Genomic DNA, 26131 nt, shown 5'->3' with positions numbered 1-26131 from the left:
TGTTGTGGCGTGCCCGGGTCGCATGTGACGTGCCCGGGTTGTTGTTACATGCCCGGGTTGTTTGTGGCGTGCCCGGGGCGAAGACGACGCGCCTGGTCGCGCCGAGCGGCGGCTTTTACCAGGCCGAAATCACAACCGATGCCGCAACCGCTGTGACCCTTGACACGTAACACGGCTGACATCAAAATCTGCATCTGAGTGTAAATGCACCCTTGAGTGCAGAAATGAGCAACATCATGAAGCCGGTTCAAGTCCTGGTACGGAACCTCCCGACCGCCAAGGCGCCCACGGGCCGCATGCTCGTGGAGAGCGGCGAACTCACGAAGCCGGGCAAGGTCACAAGGGCCAAGAACGTCGTCCGTCCCACCCTGCTGGGAGCGGTGCTCGCCACCGCCGCCCTGGCCGCGGCCGCCTGCGGCAGCCCCTCCGGCGCGGTCGGCGACGGCGCGAGCGCGTCCGGCGCGGGCATCAACGTCGCGCAGGCCAAGAAGGATCTCGACGCGATCATCGCCGAGCCGGGCGAGATCAGCGTGCCCGCGATCGGCAAGGCGATCCCGAAGGGCAAGACCATCAGTTACATGACCTGCCCGGTCGCGGTCTGCACCGAGGTGGGCCGCGGCGTCGAGGAGGCGGCGAAGACGCTCGGGTGGAGCGTCCGCATCGTCCAGAACAACGCGACGCCGATCGGCTACAAGAACGCGTGGGACCAGGTCGCCCAGAACCCGGGCGACGGGGTCATCAACGCCGGGCCGGTCCTGCCGTACTCGGCGGTGGAGAGCCAGATGGCCACGGCGGGCGTGCCCGTCATCTCGTCCACGTCCCCGAGCCCGGTGGGCGGGTACCTCAAGGCCGTGATCGCCTCCACCGACGACGTGCGGCGTCAGGGCGAGGCCGTCGGCCACTGGGTGGTCCAGGACGCGGGCGCGCCGGTCACGTCGGTCTTCATCCACGATCCGTCGATTCCGGCGCTGGCGAGCGCCCTGCCCGGCTACCGGGACGCGGTGAAGAAGAACTGCCCGGCGTGCGACGTGGTGGACCTGAAGGTGAGCGCCGCGCAGATCGGCCCCGCACTGGCCCAGCAGGTGGTCAGCTACCTGCAGTCGAATCCCGACGTGAAGTACGCGGCGTTCGGGCTCGGCGACCTCGCCACGGGCGTGCCGGCCGCGATCAAGGCCGCCGGCCTCTCCGACCAGGTCAAGGTGACCACCCGCGCGGCGACGCCCGCGAACCTGGAGGACGTCAAGAACGGCGGCATGGCCGTGGCGTTCACCGGCGAGCTCTACGAGTCCGGCTGGCGGGCGGTCGACAAGCTGGCCCGGGTGTTGTCCGGCGCGCCGATCGGCGACACCTACCCGCTCGGGCTCGTGCGTGCGATCACCAAGGACAACCTGCCGTCGGACCTGACGGTTCCGTACAGCATCCCGGGCTACGAGGCGAGCTTCAAGAAGGCGTGGAACGTCTCATGACCCGGACGCGGACGTCCCGGCTGGCCGTACGGGGTCTGAGCAAGACCTTCACCGGCCAGCGGGCGCTGGCCGACGTCTCGTTGACGGTGGCGCCCGGTGAGGTGCACGCGTTGCTCGGCCAGAACGGGTCGGGAAAATCGACCCTGATCAAGATCCTCGCGGGTTATCACCAGCCCGACCCGGGGGCCGCGGCATGGTACGACGGCCGCCCGCTGGCCCTGGGGTCCGCCGCGGCCGCGCATGCCGCCGGGATCCGTTTCATCCACCAGGACCTGGCGCTGATCCCGGACCTGAGCGTCACCGACAACCTCGCGCTGGGCGGGCGGTACCGGTCGGCCAGGTGGATCTCCGATCGCCGGGAGGCCGCCGCGGCGCAGGCCCTCCTGGACGAATGGGAGGTGAAGGTCGACGCGACGGCGCCGCTGCGGACGCTGGGCCAGGCCGACCGCACGATGGTCGCGATCGTCCGCGCGGTTCGTGACGGGGTCGAGAGCAGCGGCACGCTGGTGCTCGACGAGCCGAGCGCCGCGTTGCCGCCCCACGAGGTCGAGCACGTGGTCCGCCTGGTACGCCGGCTCCGGGATCGCGGCACCTCGATCATCTACGTCACCCATCGGCTGAGCGAGGTGTTCCGGCTGGCGGACACCGTCACCGTCCTGCGCGACGGCAGGGTCACCGGCACTCGCCCGGTCGCGGGCATGGACCACGACGGCCTGGTCGCGATGATCATCGGGCGGCCGCTCGGCGACGTCTATCCCGAGATCCCCCAGCCCCTCGACAACGCGCTGCTGACGGTCGAGGGCGTTCGCGGCGCCTCCGTACGGACGTTGTCGCTGCAGGTGCGGGAGCGCGAGATCGTCGGCGTCGCGGGGCTGACGGGGTCGGGCCGCGAGGCGGTCACCGACCTGATCTTCGGCACCCGGACCCGCGACGGCGGCACCGTACGGATCCTCGGCACGGAAATCCGCCCCGGCAGCCCGCGGGACTCGGTCGCCCACGGTCTGGCGCTGCTGCCCGCCGACCGCAAGGGCGCCGGGTCGATCCCCGGGCTGACGGTCAGGGAGAACGTCACGCTGCCGGCGATCCGCTCCGGGCGGGGGCGCTGGCTGAGCATCCGCGCCGAGCGCCGCGAGGTCGGCGGCTGGCTCGGGCGGCTCGGCGTCGTGCCGGACGACCCCGAACGGCGGCTGGCCACCCTCAGCGGAGGCAACCAGCAGCGCGCGCTGCTCACCCGGTGGCTGCGCTGCCAGGCCAAGGTCTTCCTGATGGACGAACCCACCCAGGGCGTCGACATCGAGGCGAAGGTCGGGATCTACCGGGCGATCCGCGACGCCGCCAACGACGGCGCGGGCGTCCTGGTCGCCTCGACGGACAACGACGAACTCGCGGCGATCTGCGACCGGGTGATCGTGATGCGCGACGGCGTCGCCGCGACCTCGCTCACCGGCCCGCGCCTCACGTCCGAGGCGATCCTCGAGCACAGCATCGAACGCGTCACGACCAAGGAGGAGCACCAATGAACCGGCTGGTCGGACGCCTGGGACTCGCGCGCTACAGCGGTCTGTACGTCTTCGCGTTCTTCGTCCTCGTGCACTCCCTCTGGCTGCCGAACACCTTCCCGACCGGCACCACCCTGCAGAGCGTCGCGAGCAACCAGGCGATCACGGGTGTGGCCGCGCTCGGCCTGGTCTGCGCGCTGTCGGCCGGCGCCTTCGACCTGTCGATCGCCAACGTCGTCGGCCTCAGCTCGACCGTCGCGGCGGCCCTGACGGTCCAGGCCGGACTCTCCCCGGCGTCGGCGATCGCGATCGTGCTCGGGATGGGCCTGGCCGTCGGTCTCGTCAACGGCCTGCTCATCGTCCGCTTCCGCATCCCCAGCGTCGTCGCCACGCTCGGCATGAGCTCGATCCTGATGGCCTTCGACGACCGGATCACCGAAGGGCAGTTCATCACCCCGCTGCCCCCCTCGTTCACCGAGCTCACCAAGGGGTCGCTGCTCGGGATCCCGATCCCGTTCCTCGCGCTGATCGTCGTCGCGCTCCTGACCTGGTACCTCCTGGAGCACACCCCGCTCGGACGCCGCATGATCGCCACGGGGGCGGGCGCCGACGCCGCCCGCCTGGCCGGGACGAACACGGGCCGGATGACGGTCGCCGGCCTGGTCATCTCCGGCGTCCTCGGCAGCCTCGCGGGCCTGATGCTCGTCTCCACCATCGGCACGGCCGCGCCCAACTCCGGCCCGGCCTACCTGCTGCCGCTGTTCGCCGCGGTCTACCTCGGATCCACGCAGATCAAGCCCGGCCGCTTCAACATCTGGGGCACCATCGTCGCCCTCTACGTGCTGGCGACCGGCGTCAAGGGCCTGCAACTGGCCGGCGGCCAGTACTGGGTCGCGGAACTGTTCAACGGGGCCGCGCTGATCATCGCCGTCGGCGTCGCCATCTCGGCCCAGGAGCGCCGCCGATCCCTCCTCGGCCGGTTGCGCCCGCGCCGCCGGGCCGAGCCCACGGCCGGGCCTGGCGACCCCGATCCGGGCGAGTCCCGAGGGCCGGACGCGACGCGGCGCGAGGCGCGGGACGAGTACGCCGGGCCGAGGAGTTGACGCCGCCGAACGTCACGCCGATCAGCCGTACGGGATCACACCAGGAGAAAGCCATGTCAACAACCACCACCGTGCTCGACGCGCTGCTCTCCGAGGCCGTCGAGCGGCAGGACCTCCCCTTCGTCGTGGCGATGGTGGCGGACCGCGACGGCGTGCTCTGGCAGGGGTGCGCCGGTCAGGCCGCGGAATCCTCGCCGGTCGCGCCGGACGCCGTGTTCCGGATCTACTCCCAGACGAAGGGGATCGCCGCCGCCGCGGCCATGATCCTGATCGACCGCGGCCTGCTGTCGATGGAGACGCCGGTCGCGTCGGTGCTCCCGGAGTTCGAGCGGGTCCGCGTCCTGGAGTCGCTCGGGCCGGACGGCCCGGTGCTGCGCGCGCCGCGGACGACCTGCACGCTGCGACATCTGCTCACCCACACCTCCGGGCTGGCGTACGAGGGACTGGACGAGCGCATGACGGCCTTCAGGGAGGCCACCCCTCCGCCCGCCGCCCAGGGCACCCTGGAGCACCTGTTCGGATATCCCATGGTCTTCGATCCGGGCGCGGAGTTCGCCTACGGCGTCGGCGTCGACTGGGTGGGGCTGATGATTCAGCGCATCGACGGCCGCACCATCGACCGCTTCTGCCGCGAGGAGCTGTTCGAGCCGCTCGGCATGGTGGACACCGTCTTCGAACCGGACGAGCACCGCGACCGGATCCCGCGGCTGCGGCAGCGGACGTCCGACGGCGGCTTCACGACCATCGAGGTGGCCCCGCCGCCGCGTCCCGAGTTCTACGGCCTCGGCATCTGCCTGTACAGCACGGCCGCCGACTACATCCGCTTCCTGCGGATGCTGCTCAACCGGGGCGAACTCGACGGGCGGCGCGTCCTGAGCGAGCGGGCGATCGACCTGATGACGCTCAACCAGATGCCGGACGGTGTCACCGTGCGCCCCCTGGAATCGAGCGACCAGCCGTGGTCCGCCGACATCGACTTCTTCCCGGGTACGCCGAAGACCTGGACCGCCGGGTTCCTGCGCAACGAGCACGCCATTCCCGGCATGCGTGCCGCCGGCTCGCTGTCCTGGGGCGGGATCCTCAACACCCACCACTGGCTGGACCCGGCCAACGGCATCGCCGCCGTGTACATGACGCAGTCCCTGCCGTTCGTCGAGCCGCGCGTCGTCGCGCAGTACGAGCGGTTCGAGCGCGCCGTCTACCGGCACCTCGTGACCGCGGACTGACTGTGGCCGTCGGGTTCGTCGTGGCTCTTGACATGGCACTCCTCCGCTCGCAGTATCTACATTGCAGTGTAAAAATTCTCTCGAGTGTAGAAATGGAATCATCATGAGGCTGGTTCGCGCCCAGGAGCGCAACAAGCCGGGCGAGGCGCCGACGACGCGCTTCGCGCTTCTCACCGGCGACGAGAAGCTCACCCTGCTCCCGCCGAGCTGGAGCTTCGCGGACGCGCTCGACGCCCTCCGCCGCGACGACGCCACGGAGGCGGACGGCGAGGCCACGCCCGCCGACGGGTGGGAGCTGCTCGCCCCGGTGCCGACCCCCGCGAGCGTGCGCGACAGCGTCGGCTTCTTCCAGCACATCCGCAACACGCGGGCGAGCCGCGGCGACCACGCCCCGCTCCCGCCCGTCTGGAACAAGCGGCCGGGGTTCTACTTCGCCAACCCCCACTCCCTGCGGTCGGCGACCGACGACATCGCCATCCCCTCGGGCAGCGAGTGGTTCGACTTCGAGCTGGAGATCGCCGCCGTCATCGGCAAGGCCGGGCGCGACCTCACGGCCGCCGAAGCCGGCGAGGCGATCGCCGGCTACGTCCTGTTCTGCGACTGGAGCGCGCGGGACCTCCAGGCCGAGGAACGCACCATGCAGATCGGCCTCGGCAAGGGCAAGGACGCGGCCACCTCGCTCGGCCCGTGGATCCTCTCCGCGCGGGAGGCGGCGTCCGTCCGGATCGAGTCCGGGCTCGACATTCCCGTCGGCGCGTACGTCAACGGCGATCTGGTGACCGACCCCGAGGCCCGCTACACCGGGATGGACTGGACGTTCGAGGAGATCGTCGCCTACGCGTCGGTCAGCGTGGACCTCCACCCCGGCGACGTGATCGCGGCGGGCACGGTGCCCACGGGCTGCCTCCTGGAGACCTCCGCCAAGGAGGACTTCCGCGGCTGGCTCAAGCCGGGCGACGAGGTCCGCCTGACGGCCGGGCCGCTCGGTGAGATCACCAGCAGGATCGTGCCCGGGGCCCCGCTCGCGGATTGGCGGCGGACATGACGGCGAACCCCCGCGCGTCCGGCCCCACGCTCTACCGAGGGGCCCAGGTCGTCCTCGGCGACCCCCGCCTGCGCGACGTCCGCCGGGTCGACGTCGAGGTACGCGACGGCGTCATCACCCGGATCGGCGAGCGGCTCGACGCGACGCCGGGCACCGAGGTGATCGACGTCTCCTGGGCGTGGATCATGCCCGGCATGGTGGACGGCCACCACCACCTCTGGCAGTCCACCATGCGGGCCCTCACCTCGGACTTCACCCTCGACGACTACTTCTGGACCATCCGCCGCAACCACTCGGCGCTGCACCGGCCCATCGACGTGTACAACGGCACGCTGGGCGGCGCGGCCGCCATGCTGGACGCGGGCGTCACCGCGACGGTCGACTTCTCGCACTGCATCCTCACCCCCGAGCACGCCGACGCGGGCGTCGCCGGCTTCCGCGAATCGGGCATACGCGGCGTCTGGTGCTACGGCTTCTACAACCAGCCGCTGGACGAGCCGTACTTCACGACCCCGGAGGGCCGGTACCGGGACGCGCGCCGGGTCCGGGCCGAGCACTTCCCCTCCGACGACGACCGGGTACGCTTCGGCGTCGCGCTCACCGAGACGGGACGGGCGGCGTTCGACCAGATCGCCGACGAGATCCGGATGGGCCGGGAGCTCGACGGCCTCGTGCACGCCCACACCAACACCCGCTACCGCGCCGGGGGCCAGCCGTCGGACATCCGCCAGTGGCACGAGGCGGGCCTGATCTGGGAGCGTCAGCTCCACGCCCACTGCAACACCAGCGACGCCGAGGACCTGAAGATCCTCGCGGACGCGGGCTGCGCGGTGAGCTCGACCCCGGAGACCGAGCTGGGCATGGGCATCGGCCACCTCATCGTCCGCGCCGCCGATCAGGCCGGCGTCACGACGGGGCTGGGAGCCGACATCCAGTCCAACAACGGACCGGACCTGTTCGCCGCCATGCGGCTGACGCTCGGCTCCGAGCGAGGGCGCTACCACCAGCCGGTGATCGAGGAGGCCGGGACGTCCGGCCTGGAGAGCGTCGCCCTGCGCACCGAGGACGTCCTGCACTTCGCGACGCTCGGCAGCGCCCGAGGGCTCGGACTCGGCGACGTCTGCGGCTCGATCGAGGTCGGAAAGGCCGCCGACCTGGTCTTCATCCGCACGGACACGCCCCGCCTCAGGGCCGTCACCGACGTGATCAACGCCATCGTCATGCACGTGACCGTCGCGGACGTCGACACCGTCCTGGTGGGCGGGGAGGTCGTCAAGCGGGACGGCCGCCTCAACGCCCCGCTCAGGGACAAGGCGATCGCGGCTCTGGACGAATCGGGGGACTGGATCCGCGAGTCGGCGCACGCCAGGGGCGGCCTGCGCCTCGAACTGCCCTCCTGGATGGGCACGCCCGCCGAGCACCACCTTTCCAACAGCGGGGTCGATCTGCGCCTCGGCACGCCCGCGCGCGACGAGCGCGACGCCTAAACCACATCCCTATCCGTTCTGTTCGCACCCTGATCTGATCGCACGCTTATCTGTTCGCACCCTTACTTGATCGCACCGTCTCTTCGCACTGCGTAACTCCCCCCATCCGCGCCACAGCTCAAGGAAACACCATGAAGTTCTTCTCCAAGGCCGCCATGGCCGCGGCCTTCGGCACGGTCCTGCTGGCCGGCTGCGCCGGCGGCAACGCCTCGAACACGACGACCGGCGCGGGCGGCGCCACCACGTCCCCGCAGGTCCTGGCCGCGGCCAAGAAACTCACGGAGGAGAACTTCGCCGGCACGGACCGGGAACTGCCGAAGGACGGCCCCAAGGCCGTCCCGGGCAAGACCGTCTGGGCGCTGGTGTGCTCGACCGCGGCGACGGGCTGCATGCTGCCCGCCAAGGGATTCGAGGAGGCCGGCAAGGAGCTCGGCTGGAACGTGAAGATCGCGGACGGCAAGCTCGATCCCTCCGTCTACAACTCCCAGATCAGATCGGCCGTCGCGGCCGGGGCGGACGCCATCGCGCTGTTCGGCACCGAGTGCGCCTCGACGGAGAGCGCCCTCAAGGCCGCCAAGGCGGCCGGCGTCCTGCTCTACGCGGCCAACGCCGTGGACTGCGACGACAAGTTCGCGGGCGGCACGGCGCTGTACGACGGCAAGATCGTCTGGGACGCCGGCGAGAACGGCGACGACTACGAGGCCTTCCTCCGCAAGATCAGCGAGTCCCTGGTCGCCTGGGTGATCGCCAAGACCGAGGGCAAGGCCAACGTCCTGGTCATGGTGGAGGACGACACGGCCACCACCCGGCACATCGGCGAGGACGAGGTCGCGGCGCTCGCCAAGTGCGGCGGCTGCGTGGTGAACACCGTCCCGTTCACGGCGGCCGACCTGCTCGGCGGCAAAATGCAGGCCAAGACCAGCGCGGCGCTGCAGAAGTACCCCGACGCGAACGTCGTGATGGTCCCGACCGACGCCACCAACCTCGTCGGCGTCGCCGCGGGCGTCCAGCAGGTGCGGGCCCAGGGCCGGGAGATCCTCCTGGTCGGGCAGGAGGGCGTGCCCGGCGCGGTCGCGCTGATCAGGAAGGGGGAGCAGTCCTTCGCGCTCGGACGCCCGTGGCCGTGGGCGGGCTGGGCGTCCGCCGACGGGCTCAACCGGCTCTTCGCGGGCGAGAAGCAGGTGGACCCCGGGTTCGGGTTCGGCGCCATGGACGCCGACCACCTGCCCCCCGCCGACCTGTACGACGGAAACCCCGACACCCCGAGCTACAAGGAGAACTACCGCCGGATCTGGGGGGTCAAGTCGTGACGGGGGCGGCCATGCGGACCGTGCCTTCTCCACCGGCGCCGGTGCTGAGCATCGACCGGGTGCGCAAGTCGTTCCCCGGCGTACGGGCCCTCGACGACGTGTCGTTCGACGTGGCGCCGGGCAGCTTCCACGCCCTGGTCGGCGGGAACGGCTGCGGCAAGTCGACGCTGATCAAGACGCTCGCCGGCGTCCACCAGGCCGGCTCCGGCACGATCACCGTGCGCGGCACGTCCGTCCCGGCGGACTCGGTCACCCCGGCGTGGTCGCACGCCTCGGGCATCCGCTTCGTCCACCAGGACCTCGGCCTCTTCGGGACGATGTCGGTGGCCGAGAACATGTTCGTCGGCCGTCCCTATCCGCGGACGGGCGGCGCCATCTCCTGGACCGCGCTGCGCCGCGAGGCCCAGGCGTGCCTCGACCGGCTCGGCATCGACATCGACGTACGGCGTCCGCTGTCCCGGCTGCGCCCCGCGGAACACACGCTGATCGCCATCGCGCGGTGCCTGTTCGACCAGGCGGACGGCGGGGTCGCGCTGCTGGTGCTGGACGAGCCGACCGCCAGGCTCCCGCAGGCGGAGGTGGACGAGCTGCTGGGCCGCCTCGATCGCTACGTACGCGACGGGCAGAGCATCCTCTACGTCTCCCACCGCCTGGACGAGGTCCTCGAACACGCCGACACCGTGACGGTGCTGCGCGACGGACGGCACGTGCGGACCGGGCCCGCCGCCGGGCTCACCCGCCAGGACCTGACCGCGATGATCGTCGGCTCGCATCGCGAACTGGCCGCCGAGCGTGCCTCCCGGCCCATCGACCCCGAGGTGGTCCTCCAGGTCGAGGGGCTGACCGGCGGGCCGCTGCGCGACGTCTCCCTGGAGGTCCACCGCGGCGAGATCGTCGCCGTCGCCGGGCTCGTCGGCAGCGGCCGGACGTCCCTGCTGGAGACCGTCTTCGGCGTCCACCGGCCGCTGTCCGGACGCGTCGTGGTGAAGGGCAGGCGGCTCAAGCCCGGGGCGATGACGGAGGCGATCGCGGCCGGGGTCGCCTACGTGCCCGAGGACCGGGCCGGATCGAGCGCCTTCCCCGACCTCGGGCTGGACATGAACATGTCCGCGGCCAGCCTGCCGCTCTACCGCCGGGGCTGGCTGCGTCGCCGGCTGGAGCTGAAGGCGGCGGAGGAGGACATCGCCAGGTTCTCGGTCCGGACCCCGGGGACGCGGGCGCCGTTCGCCCACCTGTCGGGCGGCAACCAGCAGAAGGCCGTGGTGGCGCGCTGGCTGCGGCTGCGCCCGGCCCTGCTGCTGCTCGACGAGCCGACGCAGGGGGTCGACGTCGGGGCACGGGCGGAGATCTACGCCCAGATCGAGAGCGCGGTCGAGTCCGGCGCGTCGGTGCTGCTCGTCACCTCCGACCTTGACGAGCTGCTCCATCTGGCCGACCGGGTGGTGGTGATGAGCAACGGACGGATCGTCGAGACCTCGGATCACACACGGATCACCCGCGGCTGGGTGACGACCCGCATGTTCGATGCCGCACAGGAGAAGAAATGACGTTGACCGACGGCGTGTCGCCGACGACATCGCAGATCACGCCCTCCCGCGGGTCCGCCGCGGGCGGCGAGTCCCGTCTGGGGCGGTCGCTCGCGCTGCTGGAGCGCTTCGGACTGGTGATCGTCCTGATCGGCGTGGCCCTGTTCTTCACCTTCTGGCCGGCGACCGCAGGCGTCTTCCCGACGGCGTCGAACATCCGCACTATCGCCGCGAACGAGTCGATCCTGGTCATCGCCGCGATGGCGGTGCTGATCCCGCTGGTCGCCTTCCGGTTCGACCTGTCGGTCGGCTCGGTGGTGGCGACCAGCTCCATCTGCAGCGCCAAGCTGCTGGTCGAGTGGCACGCGCCGCTCGTCGTCGGCGTCGTCTGCGGCGTACTCGTCGGCGCCCTCCTCGGGCTGATCAGCGGGTTCGTCATCGCCTACTACGACGCCAACTCCATGGTCATCACCCTGGGCATGTCCACGCTGCTGACCGGGGTCGGCGCCTACCTGACCGGTTACACGAGCATCCTCGGCATCCCGCAGCCCCTGCTCGACTTCGGCAACGAGTCCTGGCTCGGGCTGCCCCGGCCGGTGTGGCTGTTCGTCCTGGTCGCGCTCGGGGTGTCGGCGCTGCTGGGCCTGACCGTCTTCGGGCGGCGGCTGCTGTCCATCGGCTCGAACGAGGCCGCCTCGCGGCTCGTCGGCATGCCCGTGCAGCGCACCATCATGATCGCGTTCGTCTGCTCGGGCACCCTCGCCGGACTGGCGGGCGTGCTGCTGCTGGCCCGCACCGGCAGCGCCTCCGCCGGATTCGGCGCGGGCTACACCCTGCCCGCGCTGGCCGCCATCTTCCTCGGATCGACGACGATCCGGCCGGGACGCTTCACCGTGATCGGGACCATCGTCGGCGTGTTCTTCGTGGCGATCAGCATCAACGGCCTGACGCTCGCCGGCGCCGAGGACTGGGTGGAGCCCACCTTCAACGGCGCGGCCGTCGTGATCGCCGTCACGGCCGCCGCGGTGCTGGCCAAACGCCGGCTCCGAGCCGCCCGCTAAGCCACGCGGATCACCGCGTACACAACCACCATTAACGAAGGAGATTTCATGGAGAGCGGCAACAGGACCGCGACCGACGAGCAGCCGGGCGCCCCGGCCGGGCCGGAGCCGGGCAGGTTCATCGAGGTGGCCGAGGGCGTCTACGCGTGGATCCAGCGGGACGGAACCTGGTGGATCAACAACGCCGGGTTGGTCGCCGGTGACCAGTCCATGCTGCTCGTCGACACGTGCACCACCGAACGCCGCACCCGGGAGCTGCTGGCCGAGGTCGCCGGCGTCAGTGCGGGCAGGCCGCTGCGGTACGCGGTGAACACCCACCACCACGGCGACCACACCTTCGGAAACTCGCTGCTCCCCGAGGAGACGTGCCTCATCGGGCACCACCAGATGCGCGAGTCGCTGCTGGCCGACAGGACGCTGCTGGCCTTCCCGCCCTACTGGACGCCCACCCCCGACTTCGGCGACCTGACCCCGCGGGTCCCGACGCTGACGATCCAGTCCGACGTGTCGGTGCACCTCGGCGACCGGCACGCGGAGCTGCTGCACCCCGGCTACGCCGCGCACACCTACGGGGATGTCATCGTCTGGGTGCCCGACGTCCGAGTGCTGTTCGCCGGGGACCTGCTGTTCCCGGGGCACACCCCGATGCTGCTGGCCGGCGCGCCGAGCGGAGCGATCCGGGTCCTCGACTGGATCGCCTCGTTCGACGCCGAGACGATCGTGCCCGGCCACGGGGAGGTGATCGAGCGCGCCCGCATCGCCGACGTCCTCGACGAGCACCGCAGGTACTACGAGTTCGTCGTGGCCGCCGCCGCGAAGGGCATGGCGGCGGGGCTGACGCCGCTGGAGGTGGCGCGGACCACCGACCTCGGCGAGTTCGCCGACCTCCTCGATCCGGAGCGTTTCGTGCTGAACGTGCACAGCGCGTACGCCGAGCACGCCGGCGAGCGGGCGAACCGGGCCGGCGCGTTCAAGGACGCCCTGACCTGGCTCGGCGCGCCGCTGCACACGAAGGTGTGACCGTGAACGGCACGGGAAAGATTCGCGACTCGGTCGTCGGCCCGCTCCGCGAGGTGCTGACCGACGGCGCCACGATCATGGTGGGCGGCTTCGGCCTCAGCGGCAGCCCGTTCGGGCTGATCGAGGCGGTCCACGAGTCCGGGGTCGGCAACCTCACCGTCATCGCCAACAACGTGGGCACGAACGGCAAGGGACTGGGGCTGCTCGTCGAGAGCGGCCAGGTGGTCAAGATGATCGCCTCGTACGTGGGCGAGAACACCGCCGTCGCCCGCCGGTACCTCGCCGGCGAGCTCGACATCGAGTTCGTGCCCCAGGGCACGCTCGCCGAGCGGATGCGCGCGGGCGGGGCGGGCATCGCCGGGTTCTACACGCGCACCGGCGTCGGCACCGTCGTGGCCGAGGGCAAGCCGCACGCGGAGTTCGACGGCGAGACCTACATCCTGGAGCGGGGCATCGTCGCCGACATCGCGCTGGTGAAGGCCCATCGGGCGGACCCCGCGGGCAACCTCGTCTACCGGAAGACCGCGCGCAACTTCAACCCGCTCGTCGCCACGGCCGGGAGGGTGACGTTCGCCGAGGTCGACCGCTGCGAGCCGGAGTACCTGGACCCCGACATCGTCGGCACGCCCGGGATCTTCGTCGATTACGTGGTCCAGGCGGCTCCGCGTCCCCCGGAGATCGAGTATCGGACCGTGCGCGTACGGCCGATTCAAGAGCGGAGCGCATAGATGTGGACACGTGATGAGATCGCCGCGAGGGCGGCACGGGAGCTCTTCGACGGCGCGTACGTCAATCTGGGGATCGGCATACCGACGTTGGTCGTCGATCACGTGCCGGTCGGCGTGACGGTGATGCTGCACAGCGAGAACGGCCTGCTGGGCATGGGCCCCTTCCCGTGGGAGGGGGAGGAGGACGCCGACCTGATCAACGCGGGCAAGCAGACGATCACCGCCGTGCCGGGCGCGAGCTTCTTCGACTCCGCCGCCTCCTTCGGCATGATCCGCGGCGGCCACATCGACGTCGCCATCCTCGGCGCGATGCAGGTGTCGGCGGCGGGCGACCTCGCCAACTGGACCATCCCCGGCAGGCTCATCAAGGGAATGGGCGGGGCGATGGACCTCGCGGTCGGCGCCCGCAGGCTCCTGGTCCTCACCACCCACGTCGCCAAGGACGGCACTCCGAAGATCGTCGAGGAGTGCACGTTGCCGCTCACCGGGCGACGCGTCGTGGATCGCGTCATCACCGACCGCGCCGACTTCACCGTCGACGAGGACGGGCTGCTGCTCACCGCGGTCGCGCCCGGGGTCGAGTTCGAAGAGCTGCGACGTCTCACCGCGGCGCCGTTCCGCGTCGCGCCATACGTCCTTGAGAAAAAGGAAGCCGACATTAAGGAAGCCGAGCAGAAGGAAACGGTCTCATGAGGCAATCGCCGTCCCTGGACGTCCACATCACCGGCTGGGCGCACTCGCGGTTCGGGAAGCTGCCCGCCACGCTGGAGGAGCTCGTCGTCGAGGTGACCCGCGAGGCGCTGACCTCGGCGGAGATCGAGCCGTCGGACATCGACGCGATCTACTACAGCCACTACAACGGCGGCATGCACCCGCTCACCTTCGGCGCGGCCCTGGTGCTGAGCGCGGGCCCGACCCCGCCGGCGACGAGGCACGGCGCGGTGCGCTTCCTCGGCGTCGGCCACGCCACCGATCACTTCCCCGCCGCCAAGCGCGACCCGCTCGCGTTCGCCGCGGGCGCGCTGGCCTGGCGGCGGGCGCTGGACATGGCGGGGGTGGAGCTCGCGGACCTGTCCTTCCTGGAGGTCCACGACTGCTTCACCATCGCCGAGCTCGTGCTGTACGAGACCCTCGGCCTGGCCCCGGCGGGCAAGGGCAGGACGCTGCTCGACGACGGCACCGTGTACCGGGACGGCGGCCTGCCGGTGAACCCGTCGGGCGGACTGAAGTCGAAGGGGCACCCGGTCGGGGCGACCGGCGTCAGCCAGCACGTCCTCGCCGCGATGCAGCTGACCGGCACGGCCGGCGACATGCAGGTGCCGGACGCGAGCGTCGCCGCGGTGCACAACATGGGCGGCCTGGCGGTCGCCAACCACGTCAGCGTCCTGAGCGCGGGCTGATCCGATGACCGACTACGAATCCCTGGCCACCGAGGGCCTGTCCGAACGCCAGGTGTACCGGCTGCTGACCGGCATCGTCGTGCCGCGCCCGATCGCCTGGATCACCACCCGCGGCGAGGACGGCGGCGTCAACCTCGCGCCGTTCAGCGCCTACATGATCCTGGCCAACGATCCCGCCATGATCGGCGTCTCCATCGGGCGCAGAGGCGCCGAACCGAAGGACACGGCCCGCAACATCAAGCGCACCGGCCAGTTCGTGGTGAACGCCCCGCACGTCTCCCAGGCCGAGTCGGTCCACCTGAGCGCGGAGGAGCTGCCGAGCGAGGTGAGCGAGGTCGAGAAACTCGGGTTCGGCACGATCCCCGGCGTCGCGGTCGACGTGCCGCGCCTGGACGGCGTGCCGATCGCGATGGAGTGCGAGTTCGTGCAGGCGATCGAGTTCGGCAGGGCCAAGACCGAGCTCATCGTCGGCGAGGTCAAGGTCATCCATGTGAAGGAAGGGCTCCTCCACAACGGGAAGATCGACACCGTCGCCCTTCAGCCCCTGGGACGTGTGGCCGGTCCGCGCTACGCCGGGATCGGCGAGGTGACCACGTTCCGCGAGTTGCAGCACACCCTCTACACCGAACGTGACGGCGCCTGACCGGTCGTCCTCCTCGCCCGCCTTCGCGGCCTCGCCGATCGTGGCCGGGGCGGGCCGCAGATCCACCTAGGAGCGTCATCGTGGTAGCCACCATCGCCCAGCCCCGCCAGATGCTGATCGGAGGCGGCGCGCGACATCGCCTCGCCGAGGTCGTCGCCGGTCTCGGAGCCGTCCGGCCGCTGCTCGTCACCGACGGGTTCCTGCGGGGGAACGGGTCGGCCGACGAGCTGATGGACCTGATGACCCGGGCCGGCCTCCGCCCGGCGGTGTGGTCGGGAACGGTTCCCGACCCGACCACCGAGTCCCTGACCGGAGGGCTGCGGGCCGTCGAGGAGCACGGCGCCGACCTTCTGATCGGGTTCGGGGGAGGCAGCCCCATGGACACCGCCAAGGCCCTGGCCCTGCTCGCCGTGCAGGGCGGGACCATGCGCGACCACAAGGCCCCCAAGCGCAACGACGGGCCGGCCCTGCCCATCGTCGCCATCCCGACGACGGCGGGCAGCGGCTCGGAGGCGACGCAGTTCACCATCATCACCGACAGCCTCTCCGACGAGAAGATGCTGTGCACGGGACCGGCGTTCCTGCCGACGGCGGCGATCATCGACTACGAGCTGACGGTGTCCATGCCGGCGCGGCTCACGGCGGACACCGGCGTCGACGCCCTGACCCACGCGGTGGAGGCGTACGTGAGCCGCAAGGCGAACGGCTTCTCCGACGGCCACTGCCTGACCGCCATCGGCTCCATCGGCGGGAACCTGCGCCGCGTGTACGCCGACGGCGCCGACCTCGCGGCCCGTGCGGCGATGATGCTGGCCGCCACCCAGGCGGGCATCGCGTTCTCCAACTCCAGCGTCGCGCTGGTGCACGGCATGAGCCGCCCCATCGGCGCCCACTTCCACGTGGCCCACGGCCTGTCGAACGCGATGCTGTTCCCCGCCGTGACCCGGTTCTCCGTCGCCGCCGCCGAGTCCCGCTACGCCGACTGCGCCCGCGCCCTGGGGTGCGCCTCCGCCGCCGACGACGACGCCCGCGCGGCCCGCAAGCTGGTCGCCGAGCTCGAGACGCTCTGCCACGACCTCGCCGTCCCCACCCCCGAGGCGTTCGGCATCGACGAGGGCGAATGGAAGGCGAAGATCCCCACGATGGTGGAGCAGGCCATCGCCTCCGGCTCCCCGGCCAACAATCCCCGCGTACCGTCGCCCGACGACATCGCCGCGATCTACACCGACATCTTCCGCTGAACAGGACGCGACCATGACCAACGCCCCGACCACCGCGGGCAACGCCGCTCCGGCGCTCATCGACCACTGGATCAACCACTCGATCAACCACTGGATCAACGGAGCCGAGACCGCCCCGGCCCACGACCGGCGCGGCGAGGTGTACAACCCGGCCACGGGCAAGGTGACCGGCAGGGTGGCGCTGGCCACCCCCGAGGAGGTGGACGCCGCCGTCGCCGCGGCCCTGGCCGCCTTCGAGGACTGGTCCGCGACCCCGCCGCACGTCCGCGCCAGGGTGCTGTTCCGCTTCCGGGACCTGGTCGAACGGCACCGCGACCGGCTGGCCGCGATCATCACCGCCGAGCACGGCAAGGTCTTCGACGACGCCCGAGGGGAGGTGACGCGCGGGCTGGAGGTGGTGGAGTTCGCCTGCGGCGTGCCGCAGCTGCTCAAGGGGGAGTTCTCCGAGGCGGTCGGGCGCGGCGTGGACGCCACGACCCTGCGGCAGCCGCTCGGGGTCGTCGCCGGCATCACCCCGTTCAACTTCCCGGCCATGGTGCCGATGTGGATGTTCCCGATCGCGATCGCGACCGGGAACACCTTCGTGCTGAAGCCGTCGGAGAAGGATCCGACGCTCGGCATCGAGCTCGCCCGGCTCCTCAAGGAGGCCGGCCTCCCCGACGGGGTGTTCAACGTCGTCAACGGCGACAAGGTCGCGGTCGACGCCCTGCTGCGACACCCCGACGTGGAGGCGATCAGCTTCGTCGGCTCCACCCCGGTCGCCGAGTACGTCCACACGACCGCCGCCTCGTACGGCAAGCGCGTCCAGGCGCTCGGCGGCGCCAAGAACCACATGGTGGTCATGCCCGACGCCGACCTCGACCAGGCGGTCGGCGCCCTCATGGGCGCGGCCTACGGTTCGGCGGGGGAGCGCTGCATGGCGATCTCGGTCGTGGTGCCGGTCGGCGAGGACACCGCCGACCGGCTGCGCCGCAAGCTCGTCGCCGCGCTCGCCGAGCTCAAGGTGGGCGACGGGATGCGCGAGGGGGTCGAGATGGGGCCGCTGGTCACCGGTGACCACCGCGCCAAGGTGCTCGGCTACCTGGACGTCGCGGCCGAGGAGGGCGCCGAGATCGTCGTCGACGGGCGCAAGGAGGGCGGCAGGCCCGAGGGCGACGAGGGCTTCTTCGTCGGCGGCTCGCTGCTCGACCACGTCGGCCCCGGCATGCGCGTGTACCGGGAGGAGATCTTCGGGCCCGTGTTGTCGATCGTCCGGGCGGAGACGTTCGCGCAGGCGCTGACGCTGGTGAACGAGCACGAGTTCGGCAACGGGACGGCGATCTTCACCCGGGACGGCAACACCGCGCGGACCTTCGTCTCGAAGGTCAGGGCGGGCATGGTGGGCGTGAACGTGCCCATCCCCGCGCCGATGGCGTTCCACTCCTTCGGCGGCTGGAAGCGGTCGCTGTTCGGCGACCACCACGTGCACGGACCGGAGGGCGTGCGGTTCTACACGCGCGGCAAGGCCGTCACGGTCCGGTGGCCCGGCGACGCGGCGATCACCACCGATTTCGCGATGCCGACGCATGGCTGAGCCGTCGCCCGTCGGCGTACGGGCTCTGCGGGAGGGCGGCGTCGCCCGGATCCTGCTCGACCGACCTCGCGCGCTCAACGCCCTCGACCTGCCGATGATCCGGCGCGTGCGCGAGCTGCTGGAGAACTGGCGCGCGGAGCCGCTGCGCGCGATCACGATCGAGAGCTCCACCGCTGGGGTGTTCTGCGCGGGAGGCGACATCCGGCGCATCCGCCAGAACACCCTGGACGGCGACCTCGAGGCGAGCGAGGAGTTCTTCGCCACCGAGTACCGGGTCAACGAGATGCTGGCCGCGTACCCGATGCCGGTCGTGGCGGTCATCGACGGGGTGTGCATGGGCGGCGGCCTGGGGTTGTCGGTGCACGGGCCGTTCCGCGTGGTGACCGAGCGCGCGATCCTGGCCATGCCGGAGACCGCCATCGGCTTCTTCCCCGACGTCGGGGCCTCGCACTTCCTGTCGCGCCTGCCCGGCGGCGTCGGGGCCTACCTCGCCCTGACGGGCGCTCGCCTCGGCGCCGCCGACGCCCTGGGGATCGGCCTGGCGACCCATCACGTCGCGTCCTGGAACCTGCCCGCCCTGCTGAGGCTGCTCGCCGAGGACCCCCGGCCGGTCGACGCGGTCCTGCGCGACCTGGCGTCGGTGCCGGCGCGAGGGTCCGCGCTCGCCCGGCACCGCGGTCACATCGATCTGGCGTTCACCGCGTCGGACGTGGCGGGGGTCTTTCGCCGCCTGGGGAACGACACCGGCGACTGGGCGTGCCAGACGCGCAAGGCGCTGGAGAGCATGTCTCCGCAGAGTCTCGATCTGACGCTGGACCTGCTCCTGTGGGGCAGGCAGCGTTCCCTGCGCGAGTGCCTGGACGCGGAACGGGAGGCCGGCCGGTACGTCGTCCGCAGCCCCGACTTCATCGAGGGGGTGCGCGCCGCGCTGGTGGACAAGGACCGGTCGCCGAGGTGGGGCGAGTCCCGCTATCGGGGCATGTCGCCGGACGGGACGGTGCGCTGGGCGGATGAGGCGCCGGTGACGTGAGCCGGGCGCGGCCGGTGCCGGTGCGGTACCGGCCGCGCCCGCGGTCAGCCGCCGATCTTGTCGAGTTCGGCCACGTCGTCCGCCGAGAGCGACAGGGCCGCACCGGCGACGTTCTCGCGCAGGTGCTCGACCGACGAGGTGCCCGGTATGAGCAGGATGTTCGGCGACCGCTGGAGCAGCCACGCGAGCGCGACCGACAACGGCGTCGAGTTCAGGCGGGCCGCGACGGCCGAGAGCGCGTCCGACTGCAACGGGGTGAATCCGCCGAGCGGGAAGAAGGGCACGAAGGCGATGCCGTCCTCGGCCAGCTCGTCGATGAGGGCGTCATCGTGACGTACGGCGAGGTTGTACAGGTTCTGCACGCAGACGATGGTGCCGATCGACCGTGCCTCGGCGATCTGCTCCTCGGTCGCGTTGCTTATGCCGAGGTGCCGGATCAGGCCCTGGCGCTGCAACTCGACGAGCGTGCCGAACGCCTCCGCGACCGACTCGGGCTGACGTCCCTCGGCGTTCCCCATCCGCAGGTTGACCAGGTCCAGCACGTCGAGCCCGAGGGTTTCGAGGTTGGTGTGCACCTGCCGCCTGATGCTCTCGGCGTCCCTGGCCGGCGGCCAGCCGCCCTGCGCGTCGCGGAACGCGCCCACCTTCGTCACGATGTGCAGCGACTCGGGGTAGGGGTGGAGCGCCTCGCGGATCAGTTCGTTGGTCACGTTGGGGCCGTAGGCGGCGCTGGTGTCGATGTGGGTGATGCCGAGGGCGACCGCCTCGCGCAGCACGGCGATCGCCCCGTCGTGGTCGGCCGGAGGGCCCATGACCCACGGGCCGGCGAGTTGCATGGCCCCGTAGCCGAACCGGGTGACGTTCAGATCCCCCAGCGTCCATGTGCCGCCGGGAAGGGATCCAGCACTCATAGCGCGTACCTGCTTTCTAGATCGGAGATCGTCGGTGCGAACCCATCGAGCCGATGGGTCGGCCACAGCCGGATCGCGCTATTGATACTAGCGTGTAAGTTTACACTACAGTGCAAAAGGCCGGGGGTGGGGGAGTCCCCCGGCCCTGCCGCTACCAGGCGACGGGAAGGGCCTCCAGGCCGCCGGTCAACTGGTCGTTGCGCCGCCTCAGCTCCTCGAACGGCACCGCCAGCCGCAGCGTGGGGAAGCGCTGGAACAGCGTGCCGAAAACCGTCTGCAGTTCGACCCGGGCCAGGCTCGCGCCCAGGCAGAAGTGCGCGCCGTAGCCGAAGGCGATGTGCGGGGAGCGGGACTCGCGGGCGATGTCGAAGCGGTCCGGGTCGGGGAAGACGGCGGGGTCGTGGTTGGCGACGTGCGGCGAGAGCAGCACCGCCTCGCCGCGGCGGATCGTCACCCCGTCGATCTCGATGTCGGCGTGCGCGTACCGGGTCACGCCGCTGCCCTGGCCCGGCACGGTCACCCGCAGCAGCTCCTCCACCGCGGCCTCGACCAGCGAGGGGTCGCGCAGCAGCGCGTCGAGCTGGTCCGGGTTGGCCAGCAGCGTCAGCACGCCGTAGTCGATGCGGTTGACGGTCGTCTCGTGCCCGGCGAACAGCAGCCCGGCCGCCAGCAGCGCGGCCTCCCCGTCGGGCAGGTCGGCGGCGGCCAGGTCCGAGTAGACGTCCTCGGCCGGATGCTCGCGCTTGCGGCGCAGCAGCTCGCCGGTGTACTCGGTGAACTGCTCCAGCGCCTGCAGGCTCCGGTGCGGGTCGCTGAAGTCGCCGAGGTCGACGCTGAGGGCGCGGAAGCGGTCCCGGTCCTCGTACGGCACGCCGAGCAGTTCGCAGATCACCAGCACGGGAAGCCGGAGCGAGAACTCCGCGTGCAAATCCACCGGCCGCTCCAGCCCGGCCATCCGGTCGAGCAGCCCGTCGACGAGTTCCTGGACGTGGCCCCGCATCGCGGTCATCCGCCGCGCGGAGAACGCCGGGGTGAGCAGCCGCCGCATTTTCGTGTGGTCCTCGCGCTCGGTGGCGTAGTCGCCGCGCGGCCCGCCGAGCAGCGCCGAGTTGGAGATCCTCGGCGCGTTCGCCGGGTCGTGGTGGGACCGCCCCAGCCGGTCGTCGGCGAACAGGCGCCGCGCCTGGTCATAGGCGACGACCAGCCACGCCTCGTCTCCGGCGGCGGTCGTGACGCGGGTGATCGGCGCCTGTTCCCGCAGCTTCGCGTATTCCGGCGGCAGTTCCAGTGGGTTATTCCATACGAATGGTAGCCGCGGTTGCGTAGACGTCATCAGCTTGCCCCTCATGCCCCGACAGCAAGGTCATCTCTGAAACTTCCATTCGAACGATTCGCTGTCAAATATGGCCGCCGAACCTCTCGCAGAGCGAAAACCAAACGACTTTCTGCAATCCGTAACCGGTATTTCCTTCCGGTCCTTTTCGTTCCCGCGGCGGCACCGGATGCTCACGCCCGGACCCGCGGCCGGGAGCGCCACAGCAGCCACACGAAGTACGGCGTACCCAGCAGCGCGGTGACGATGCCCGCCGGCACCTGGGCAGGCGCGATCACGGTACGCCCGAGCGTGTCGGCGAGGCTGACCAGGACGGCCCCGAGCAGCGCGGCCACCGGCAGCACGCGCGAGTGCCGGGCGCCGACGAGGGCGCGCGCCGCGTGCGGGGCGACCAGCCCGACGAAGCTCACCACGCCCACGGCCGACACCGCCGTGGCCGTGAGCAGGACCGCGCCGGCGAGGGCGGCGAGCCGTACCGGCTCCAGGGGCACGCCGAGCACCCGCGGACTGTCCTCGTCGAGGGCGAGCAGGTCAAGATCGCGCCGCAGCCAGGTCAGCAGCGGGACGACCAGGACCAGCGCGGCCGCGACCGGGATGAGCTGCACCGCAAGCCGGTTGTAGGTGGACCCGGACAGCCAGGTCAGCGCCATCGCGGTGTTCCACGGGTCGGCCTTCACGATGATCACCACGGTGATCGCCGTGCACGCCGCCTGCACCCCGACGCCGACCAGCACCAGCCGGTCCGAGCTCAGCCCCCCGCGCCACGACAGCAGGTAGACCAGCGCCCCCGCGGCCAGCGCCCCGGCCATCGCCACGGCCGTCATCGACCAGATCCCGGCCAGCGGGACCAGCGCGAGCAGCGAGATCGCGCCCACCCCGGCCCCGGCGGTGACGCCGAGCACGCCGGGCTCGGCGAGCGGATTGCGGCACACCGCCTGTACGGCGGTGCCCGCCACAGCCAGCGCCGCCCCGGCGAGCACCGCCGCGAGCACCCGCGGATACCGCTGGTCGAGCACGTAGGTGAGGGCGCGCCCGGTCCGCCCGCTCAGCCAGTTGGCCAGGTCCCCGCCGAGCACCCAGGTGTCGCCCCCGAGCATCCCCAGAAAGATCGCGCCCCCCAGCAGCGCGGCCGACACGGCGACGACGACCAGGAACGCGGCACGCGACCGGGCGGCCCGGAACCGCACGATCGGCGGCTGCCGCGTCGGCCCCGCGTCGCGGTAGCGCCGCGCCAGCCAGATCATCACCCCCGCGCCCAGCACGGTCGTCACCGCCCCGGGCGGCACCTCGACCCCGGCCTGCCCGCCCAGCAGGGCCCGCAGCGCGATGTCGGAGCCGAGCACGATGAGCACGCCGACCAGCCCGGCGAGCGGCAGCATCGTCCGGTGCCGGTGCACGCCCGGGATCGAGGACGGCAGCAGCCGCACGATCACCGGCGCGCACAGGCCGACGAACCCGATCGGCCCGGCGACGGTCACCGCCGCCGCCGCGAGCACGACGGCGAGGAGCGTGGCGGCGAGCCGCAGCCGCCGCACGCGTACGCCGAGCACGGTGGCGGTGTCGTCGCCGAGGCCGAGGATGTCGAGCCGGGGCCCGGCGAGCATGCCCAGGCCAAGCGCGACCAGGATGAGCGGCCCCAGCCGCGTGACGGCCTCCAGGTCGCTTTGCACCAGCGAGCCACTGCCCCAGGCGAACAGCCCGGTCGTCTCCTCCTCGAACAGGATCATCAGCAGGTTGGTGAGCGAGTGCAGCGCGAGCGAGGTCGCCGACCCGGCGAGGATCAGCCGCGTGGTGCCGATCCGGCCGCCGGCGGCGAGCGCCAGCACGAGCGCGGCGGCGGCGAGCCCGCCGATCAGCGCCAGCAGCCCCGACAGCGCGAGCGGCAGCGTGAAGCCGAACGCGGCCGCCGCCGCGACCGCCAGGTACGCCCCCGAGCTGACCGCGAGCGTGTCGGGCGAGGCCATCGGGTTGCGCGCGATCGACTGCAGCAGCGCGCCCGCCACGCCGAGCGCGACGCCGACGGCGGCGCCGGCGAGCATCCGGGGCATCCGCGAGGCGATCAGCACGCGGGCCGCCTCGTCGTCCCCGCCGCCGAACGGCAGCCGCAGCAGGTCGAGCGCGCCGATCGACGAGGTGCCCTGCGTCAGGTGCACGGCGGCGACCACGACGACGGCGGCGAGCGTCAGCAGGACGACCCCGGCCGCGCCCAGCCGCCGCAGCGGCGTGACGGGTACGGCCGGGGCCGGGTGGATCCGGGTGTCCAAGGTCAAAAAGAATCGGCCGATGTCAGGCGGTGTACGCCTGGACGATCGCCTCGGCGTACTGCTTGCACGACAGCGGTCCGCCGAACGTCCAGATGCCGTCGGGCAGCTTGCTGACCTGGCCCTTCTCCACGAACGGCAGCTTCTTCCAGATCGCGTTGGAGGCCAGGCCGTCGGCGAAGACGTCCACGCCGTCGGAGGCGTTGTAGAACAGGCGGGTGTCGGGGTCCTTCAGCGCGGTCAGGCCCTCGACGTCGGTGGTGCCGAGCCCCCACTCCGCGTCCACCTCGCCCTCCCAGGCGTTGACCAGGCCGAGCCGGGTGACGACCTCGGAGACGAGCGAGCCCTTGCCGAACAGGCGGATGGAGATCTTGCTGCCGTCCTTCCACCCGTCGGCCATGACGAACGGCTTGCCCGCGAACCCGGCGGCGGCGAGCTTGGCCTTGCCGTCGGCGAGGGTGGCCTCCAGGCCGGACATGAGCCGGGCGGCCTCGCCGGTCTTGCCGAGCGCCGTGGCGATCATGTTGAGGTCCTCGTGCAGCCGGTCGAAGTTGCGGCTCGCGTCGCTGCCCTTGGCCACGATGACCGGGGCGATCTTCTCCAGCTGCGGCACGAGCGTCTCGTCGTCGCTCTCCATGATCACCAGGTCGGGCTGGAGCGCGGCGATCGAGTCGACGCTCGGCTCCTGGCGGGTGCCGATGTCCTTGACCGACGCGTCGGGGGTGGCGGCGGTGACCCAGGTCTTGTAGCCCGCCACGTCGGCGATTCCGGCCGGCATGACGCCGAGGCTCATCACCATCTCGGCCTCGCCCCACTCCAGCGCCACGACCTTGGACGCCGGGCGGTCCAGGGTGACCTGCTTGCCGCGGGCGTCGGTCACCGTGATCGGGGCGGCGGAGGAGGAGCCGGAGGAGGCGGGTTCGGGGGCGGCGGTCTCGGTGGTGCCGCAGGCGCCGAGCACGGCTACGGCGGCGACGGCCACGAGGGCGGTACGCAGGGTGATCATTACGTTCCTGTCAGATTGTCGCGGGGAGGCCCTTGGCGCGTCGGCCGATCGGCCGGGTGGTGAGGGTTCCCGTCGCGGGATTGTGCGTGACCTCGATGCGGATGCCGTACACCTCGGCGAGCAGCTCCTCGGTGAGGACCCGCGCGGGCGGGCCGTCGGCGCGGATCCGGCCCCGGTGCAGCAGGACGATGTGGTCGGCGAGTTCGGCGGCCTGGTTCAGGTCGTGCAGCACGACGCCGATCGCCACGTCGTGCTCGTCGGCCAGGTCGCGCACCAGGTCGAGCAGTTCGACCTGGTAGCGGAGGTCGAGGAAGGTGGTGGGCTCGTCGAGCAGCAGGACGCCGGTGTCCTGCGCCAGGCAGGCGGCGAGCCACACGCGCTGGAGCTCGCCGCCCGACAGCTCGTCCGCCGCGCGGTCGGCCATCGGCGTGACGCCGGTGAGCTCCATCGCCCGCGTGATCGCGGCCTCGCCGTCGGGGTCGCCCGCCCGCCAGCGGCCCCGGTAGGGGTGCCGGCCGTACCCGACCATGTCCCGCACCCGTACGCCGGAGGGCGTGGGGCGGCTCTGCGCCAGCAGGGTGACCCGCCGGGCGAACTCGCGGGGGGACAGGGACGCGGCGGCGGTGCCGTCGGCCAGCGTGACCGCGCCCGCCGCGGGCCGGTGCAGCCGGGCCAGCGCGCGCAGCAACGTGGACTTGCCGCTGCCGTTCGGGCCGACCAGCGCCGTCACGCGCCCCGGTCGCAGGGCGATGGAGGCGTCCTCGACGACCGTGGTGCCGTGGTAGCCGAGGCACAGGCCGTCACCGCGAAGGGATGTTTCGGTCACGGCCATTAGGTTAGGCTTACCTATCCCAATGCACAAGTTTGGGGTCCCGTTGACCCGAACGAAGGTTCGGCGCTCCCGCCGGACGACCAACCGGGCCCCGGAGCGCGGGCGGAAATGTCACGGCGAGGTCACGGAGCCGTGAAAGTTACACGGATGTCGTTACAGGGATGTCACGATGCGGTCATATGGCCCGACGTCCGCGCGATGCCGACATTCCGGCCGTTTCGTTCGCCTTCGACCATCGGGCGGCGCGCGCTACCGTACTGGCCGAACCGTTGTACCTCTGTGACCAGGGCGTATATCACCCCGTGAAACGTTGGGGCTCCAAGATTCGATTGCAGTTTCACCTGCGTCATTTGACGTAGGTGAGGGGCTGCATTTTGTCTTGCCAACGCGGTCATTTGGCCGTCGTCGGCCCTAGTGTGACGTGGGTAAC

22 protein-coding genes are annotated in these 26131 nt (G+C 71.4%); 17 read left to right on the top strand and 5 right to left on the bottom strand.

Translation table 11 applies throughout. The annotated features are described in order from the left end of the window. Nucleotides 1–236: 236 nt before the first annotated feature. The 17 genes from AB0K60_RS12645 (at nt 237) to AB0K60_RS12565 (ending at nt 19358) form a co-directional block, all read left to right on the top strand. Nucleotides 237–1466 (top strand): substrate-binding domain-containing protein, encoded by a 1230-nt coding sequence (locus tag AB0K60_RS12645; protein ID WP_364052386.1) that lies wholly within the window; start codon nt 237–239, stop codon nt 1464–1466. Next, a complete protein-coding gene (locus AB0K60_RS12640; RefSeq protein ID WP_364052383.1) occupies nt 1463–2986 on the top strand; it encodes a sugar ABC transporter ATP-binding protein in 1524 nt (507 codons plus the stop codon). The genes AB0K60_RS12645 and AB0K60_RS12640 overlap by 4 nt, the downstream gene beginning before the upstream one ends. Further along, nucleotides 2983–4068 carry an ABC transporter permease gene (locus AB0K60_RS12635; protein ID WP_364052380.1) on the top strand — a complete coding sequence of 362 codons (1086 nt, stop codon included), beginning with the start codon at nt 2983–2985 and terminating at the stop codon, nt 4066–4068. The genes AB0K60_RS12640 and AB0K60_RS12635 overlap by 4 nt, the downstream gene beginning before the upstream one ends. Before the next feature lie 53 nt (nt 4069–4121). Continuing rightward, nucleotides 4122–5294 carry a serine hydrolase domain-containing protein gene (locus AB0K60_RS12630; protein ID WP_364052377.1) on the top strand — a complete coding sequence of 391 codons (1173 nt, stop codon included), beginning with the start codon at nt 4122–4124 and terminating at the stop codon, nt 5292–5294. Between the two features lie 103 nt (nt 5295–5397). Continuing rightward, the gene (locus AB0K60_RS12625; RefSeq protein WP_364052374.1) at nt 5398–6339 is read left to right on the top strand and encodes a fumarylacetoacetate hydrolase family protein; all 942 of its coding nucleotides are present in this window, start codon (nt 5398–5400) and stop codon (nt 6337–6339) included. Then, a complete protein-coding gene (locus tag AB0K60_RS12620) occupies nt 6336–7826 on the top strand; it encodes an amidohydrolase family protein (RefSeq protein WP_364052371.1) in 1491 nt (496 codons plus the stop codon). Before AB0K60_RS12625 ends, AB0K60_RS12620 begins: the two co-directional genes overlap by 4 nt. Before the next feature lie 131 nt (nt 7827–7957). Next, complete coding sequence (locus tag AB0K60_RS12615; protein WP_364052368.1) at nt 7958–9136, top strand: substrate-binding domain-containing protein; 1179 nt, start codon at nt 7958–7960, stop codon at nt 9134–9136. 20 nt (nt 9137–9156) lie between these two features. Continuing rightward, complete coding sequence (locus tag AB0K60_RS12610; RefSeq protein ID WP_364052365.1) at nt 9157–10683, top strand: sugar ABC transporter ATP-binding protein; 1527 nt, start codon at nt 9157–9159, stop codon at nt 10681–10683. After that, nucleotides 10680–11723, top strand: coding sequence for an ABC transporter permease (locus tag AB0K60_RS12605; protein ID WP_364052362.1), 1044 nt, complete (start codon nt 10680–10682; stop codon nt 11721–11723). Before AB0K60_RS12610 ends, AB0K60_RS12605 begins: the two co-directional genes overlap by 4 nt. Before the next feature lie 48 nt (nt 11724–11771). Continuing rightward, complete coding sequence (locus tag AB0K60_RS12600; RefSeq protein WP_364052359.1) at nt 11772–12743, top strand: MBL fold metallo-hydrolase; 972 nt, start codon at nt 11772–11774, stop codon at nt 12741–12743. Between the two features lie 2 nt (nt 12744–12745). After that, on the top strand, nt 12746–13471 hold the full coding sequence (locus tag AB0K60_RS12595) for a CoA transferase subunit A (RefSeq protein ID WP_364052356.1): 726 nt from the start codon (nt 12746–12748) through the stop codon (nt 13469–13471). Beyond that, nucleotides 13472–14164 (top strand): CoA transferase subunit B, encoded by a 693-nt coding sequence (locus AB0K60_RS12590; protein WP_364052353.1) that lies wholly within the window; start codon nt 13472–13474, stop codon nt 14162–14164. It abuts the gene before it with no gap. Continuing rightward, nucleotides 14161–14871, top strand: coding sequence for a hypothetical protein (locus tag AB0K60_RS12585; RefSeq protein WP_364052350.1), 711 nt, complete (start codon nt 14161–14163; stop codon nt 14869–14871). Before AB0K60_RS12590 ends, AB0K60_RS12585 begins: the two co-directional genes overlap by 4 nt. Nucleotides 14872–14875: 4 nt before the next feature. Further along, on the top strand, nt 14876–15514 hold the full coding sequence (locus AB0K60_RS12580) for a flavin reductase family protein (RefSeq protein ID WP_364052347.1): 639 nt from the start codon (nt 14876–14878) through the stop codon (nt 15512–15514). Between the two features lie 80 nt (nt 15515–15594). Further along, entirely contained in the window at nt 15595–16755 is a 1161-nt protein-coding gene (locus tag AB0K60_RS12575; RefSeq protein ID WP_364052344.1) for an iron-containing alcohol dehydrogenase, read from the top strand. Nucleotides 16756–16825: 70 nt separating this feature from the next. Then, nucleotides 16826–18328 carry a CoA-acylating methylmalonate-semialdehyde dehydrogenase gene (locus tag AB0K60_RS12570; protein ID WP_364053460.1) on the top strand — a complete coding sequence of 501 codons (1503 nt, stop codon included), beginning with the start codon at nt 16826–16828 and terminating at the stop codon, nt 18326–18328. Further along, complete coding sequence (locus AB0K60_RS12565) at nt 18321–19358, top strand: enoyl-CoA hydratase/isomerase family protein (RefSeq protein ID WP_364052341.1); 1038 nt, start codon at nt 18321–18323, stop codon at nt 19356–19358. The genes AB0K60_RS12570 and AB0K60_RS12565 overlap by 8 nt, the downstream gene beginning before the upstream one ends. Nucleotides 19359–19402: 44 nt before the next feature. Here AB0K60_RS12565 and AB0K60_RS12560 read toward each other — a convergent pair whose 3' ends face one another. The 5 genes from AB0K60_RS12560 to AB0K60_RS12540 form a co-directional block, all read right to left on the bottom strand. After that, on the bottom strand, nt 19403–20269 hold the full coding sequence (locus AB0K60_RS12560) for an aldo/keto reductase family oxidoreductase (protein ID WP_364052338.1): 867 nt from the start codon (nt 20267–20269) through the stop codon (nt 19403–19405). A gap of 151 nt (nt 20270–20420) precedes the next feature. Then, nucleotides 20421–21602 (bottom strand): cytochrome P450, encoded by a 1182-nt coding sequence (locus tag AB0K60_RS12555; RefSeq protein WP_364052335.1) that lies wholly within the window; start codon nt 21600–21602, stop codon nt 20421–20423. Between the two features lie 173 nt (nt 21603–21775). Next, nucleotides 21776–23866 carry an iron ABC transporter permease gene (locus AB0K60_RS12550; protein WP_364052332.1) on the bottom strand — a complete coding sequence of 697 codons (2091 nt, stop codon included), beginning with the start codon at nt 23864–23866 and terminating at the stop codon, nt 21776–21778. 22 nt (nt 23867–23888) lie between these two features. Next, complete coding sequence (locus AB0K60_RS12545; RefSeq protein ID WP_364052329.1) at nt 23889–24869, bottom strand: iron-siderophore ABC transporter substrate-binding protein; 981 nt, start codon at nt 24867–24869, stop codon at nt 23889–23891. A gap of 10 nt (nt 24870–24879) precedes the next feature. Next, complete coding sequence (locus AB0K60_RS12540) at nt 24880–25701, bottom strand: ABC transporter ATP-binding protein (protein WP_364052326.1); 822 nt, start codon at nt 25699–25701, stop codon at nt 24880–24882. Nucleotides 25702–26131: the final 430 nt, after the last annotated feature.

The sequence above is a fragment of the Thermopolyspora sp. NPDC052614 genome, from assembly GCF_040678635.1.
Lineage (GTDB): Bacteria > Actinomycetota > Actinomycetes > Streptosporangiales > Streptosporangiaceae > Thermopolyspora.
Note: the sequence above shows the minus strand (reverse complement) of the source record. Positions and strands in the feature narration are given on the sequence as shown.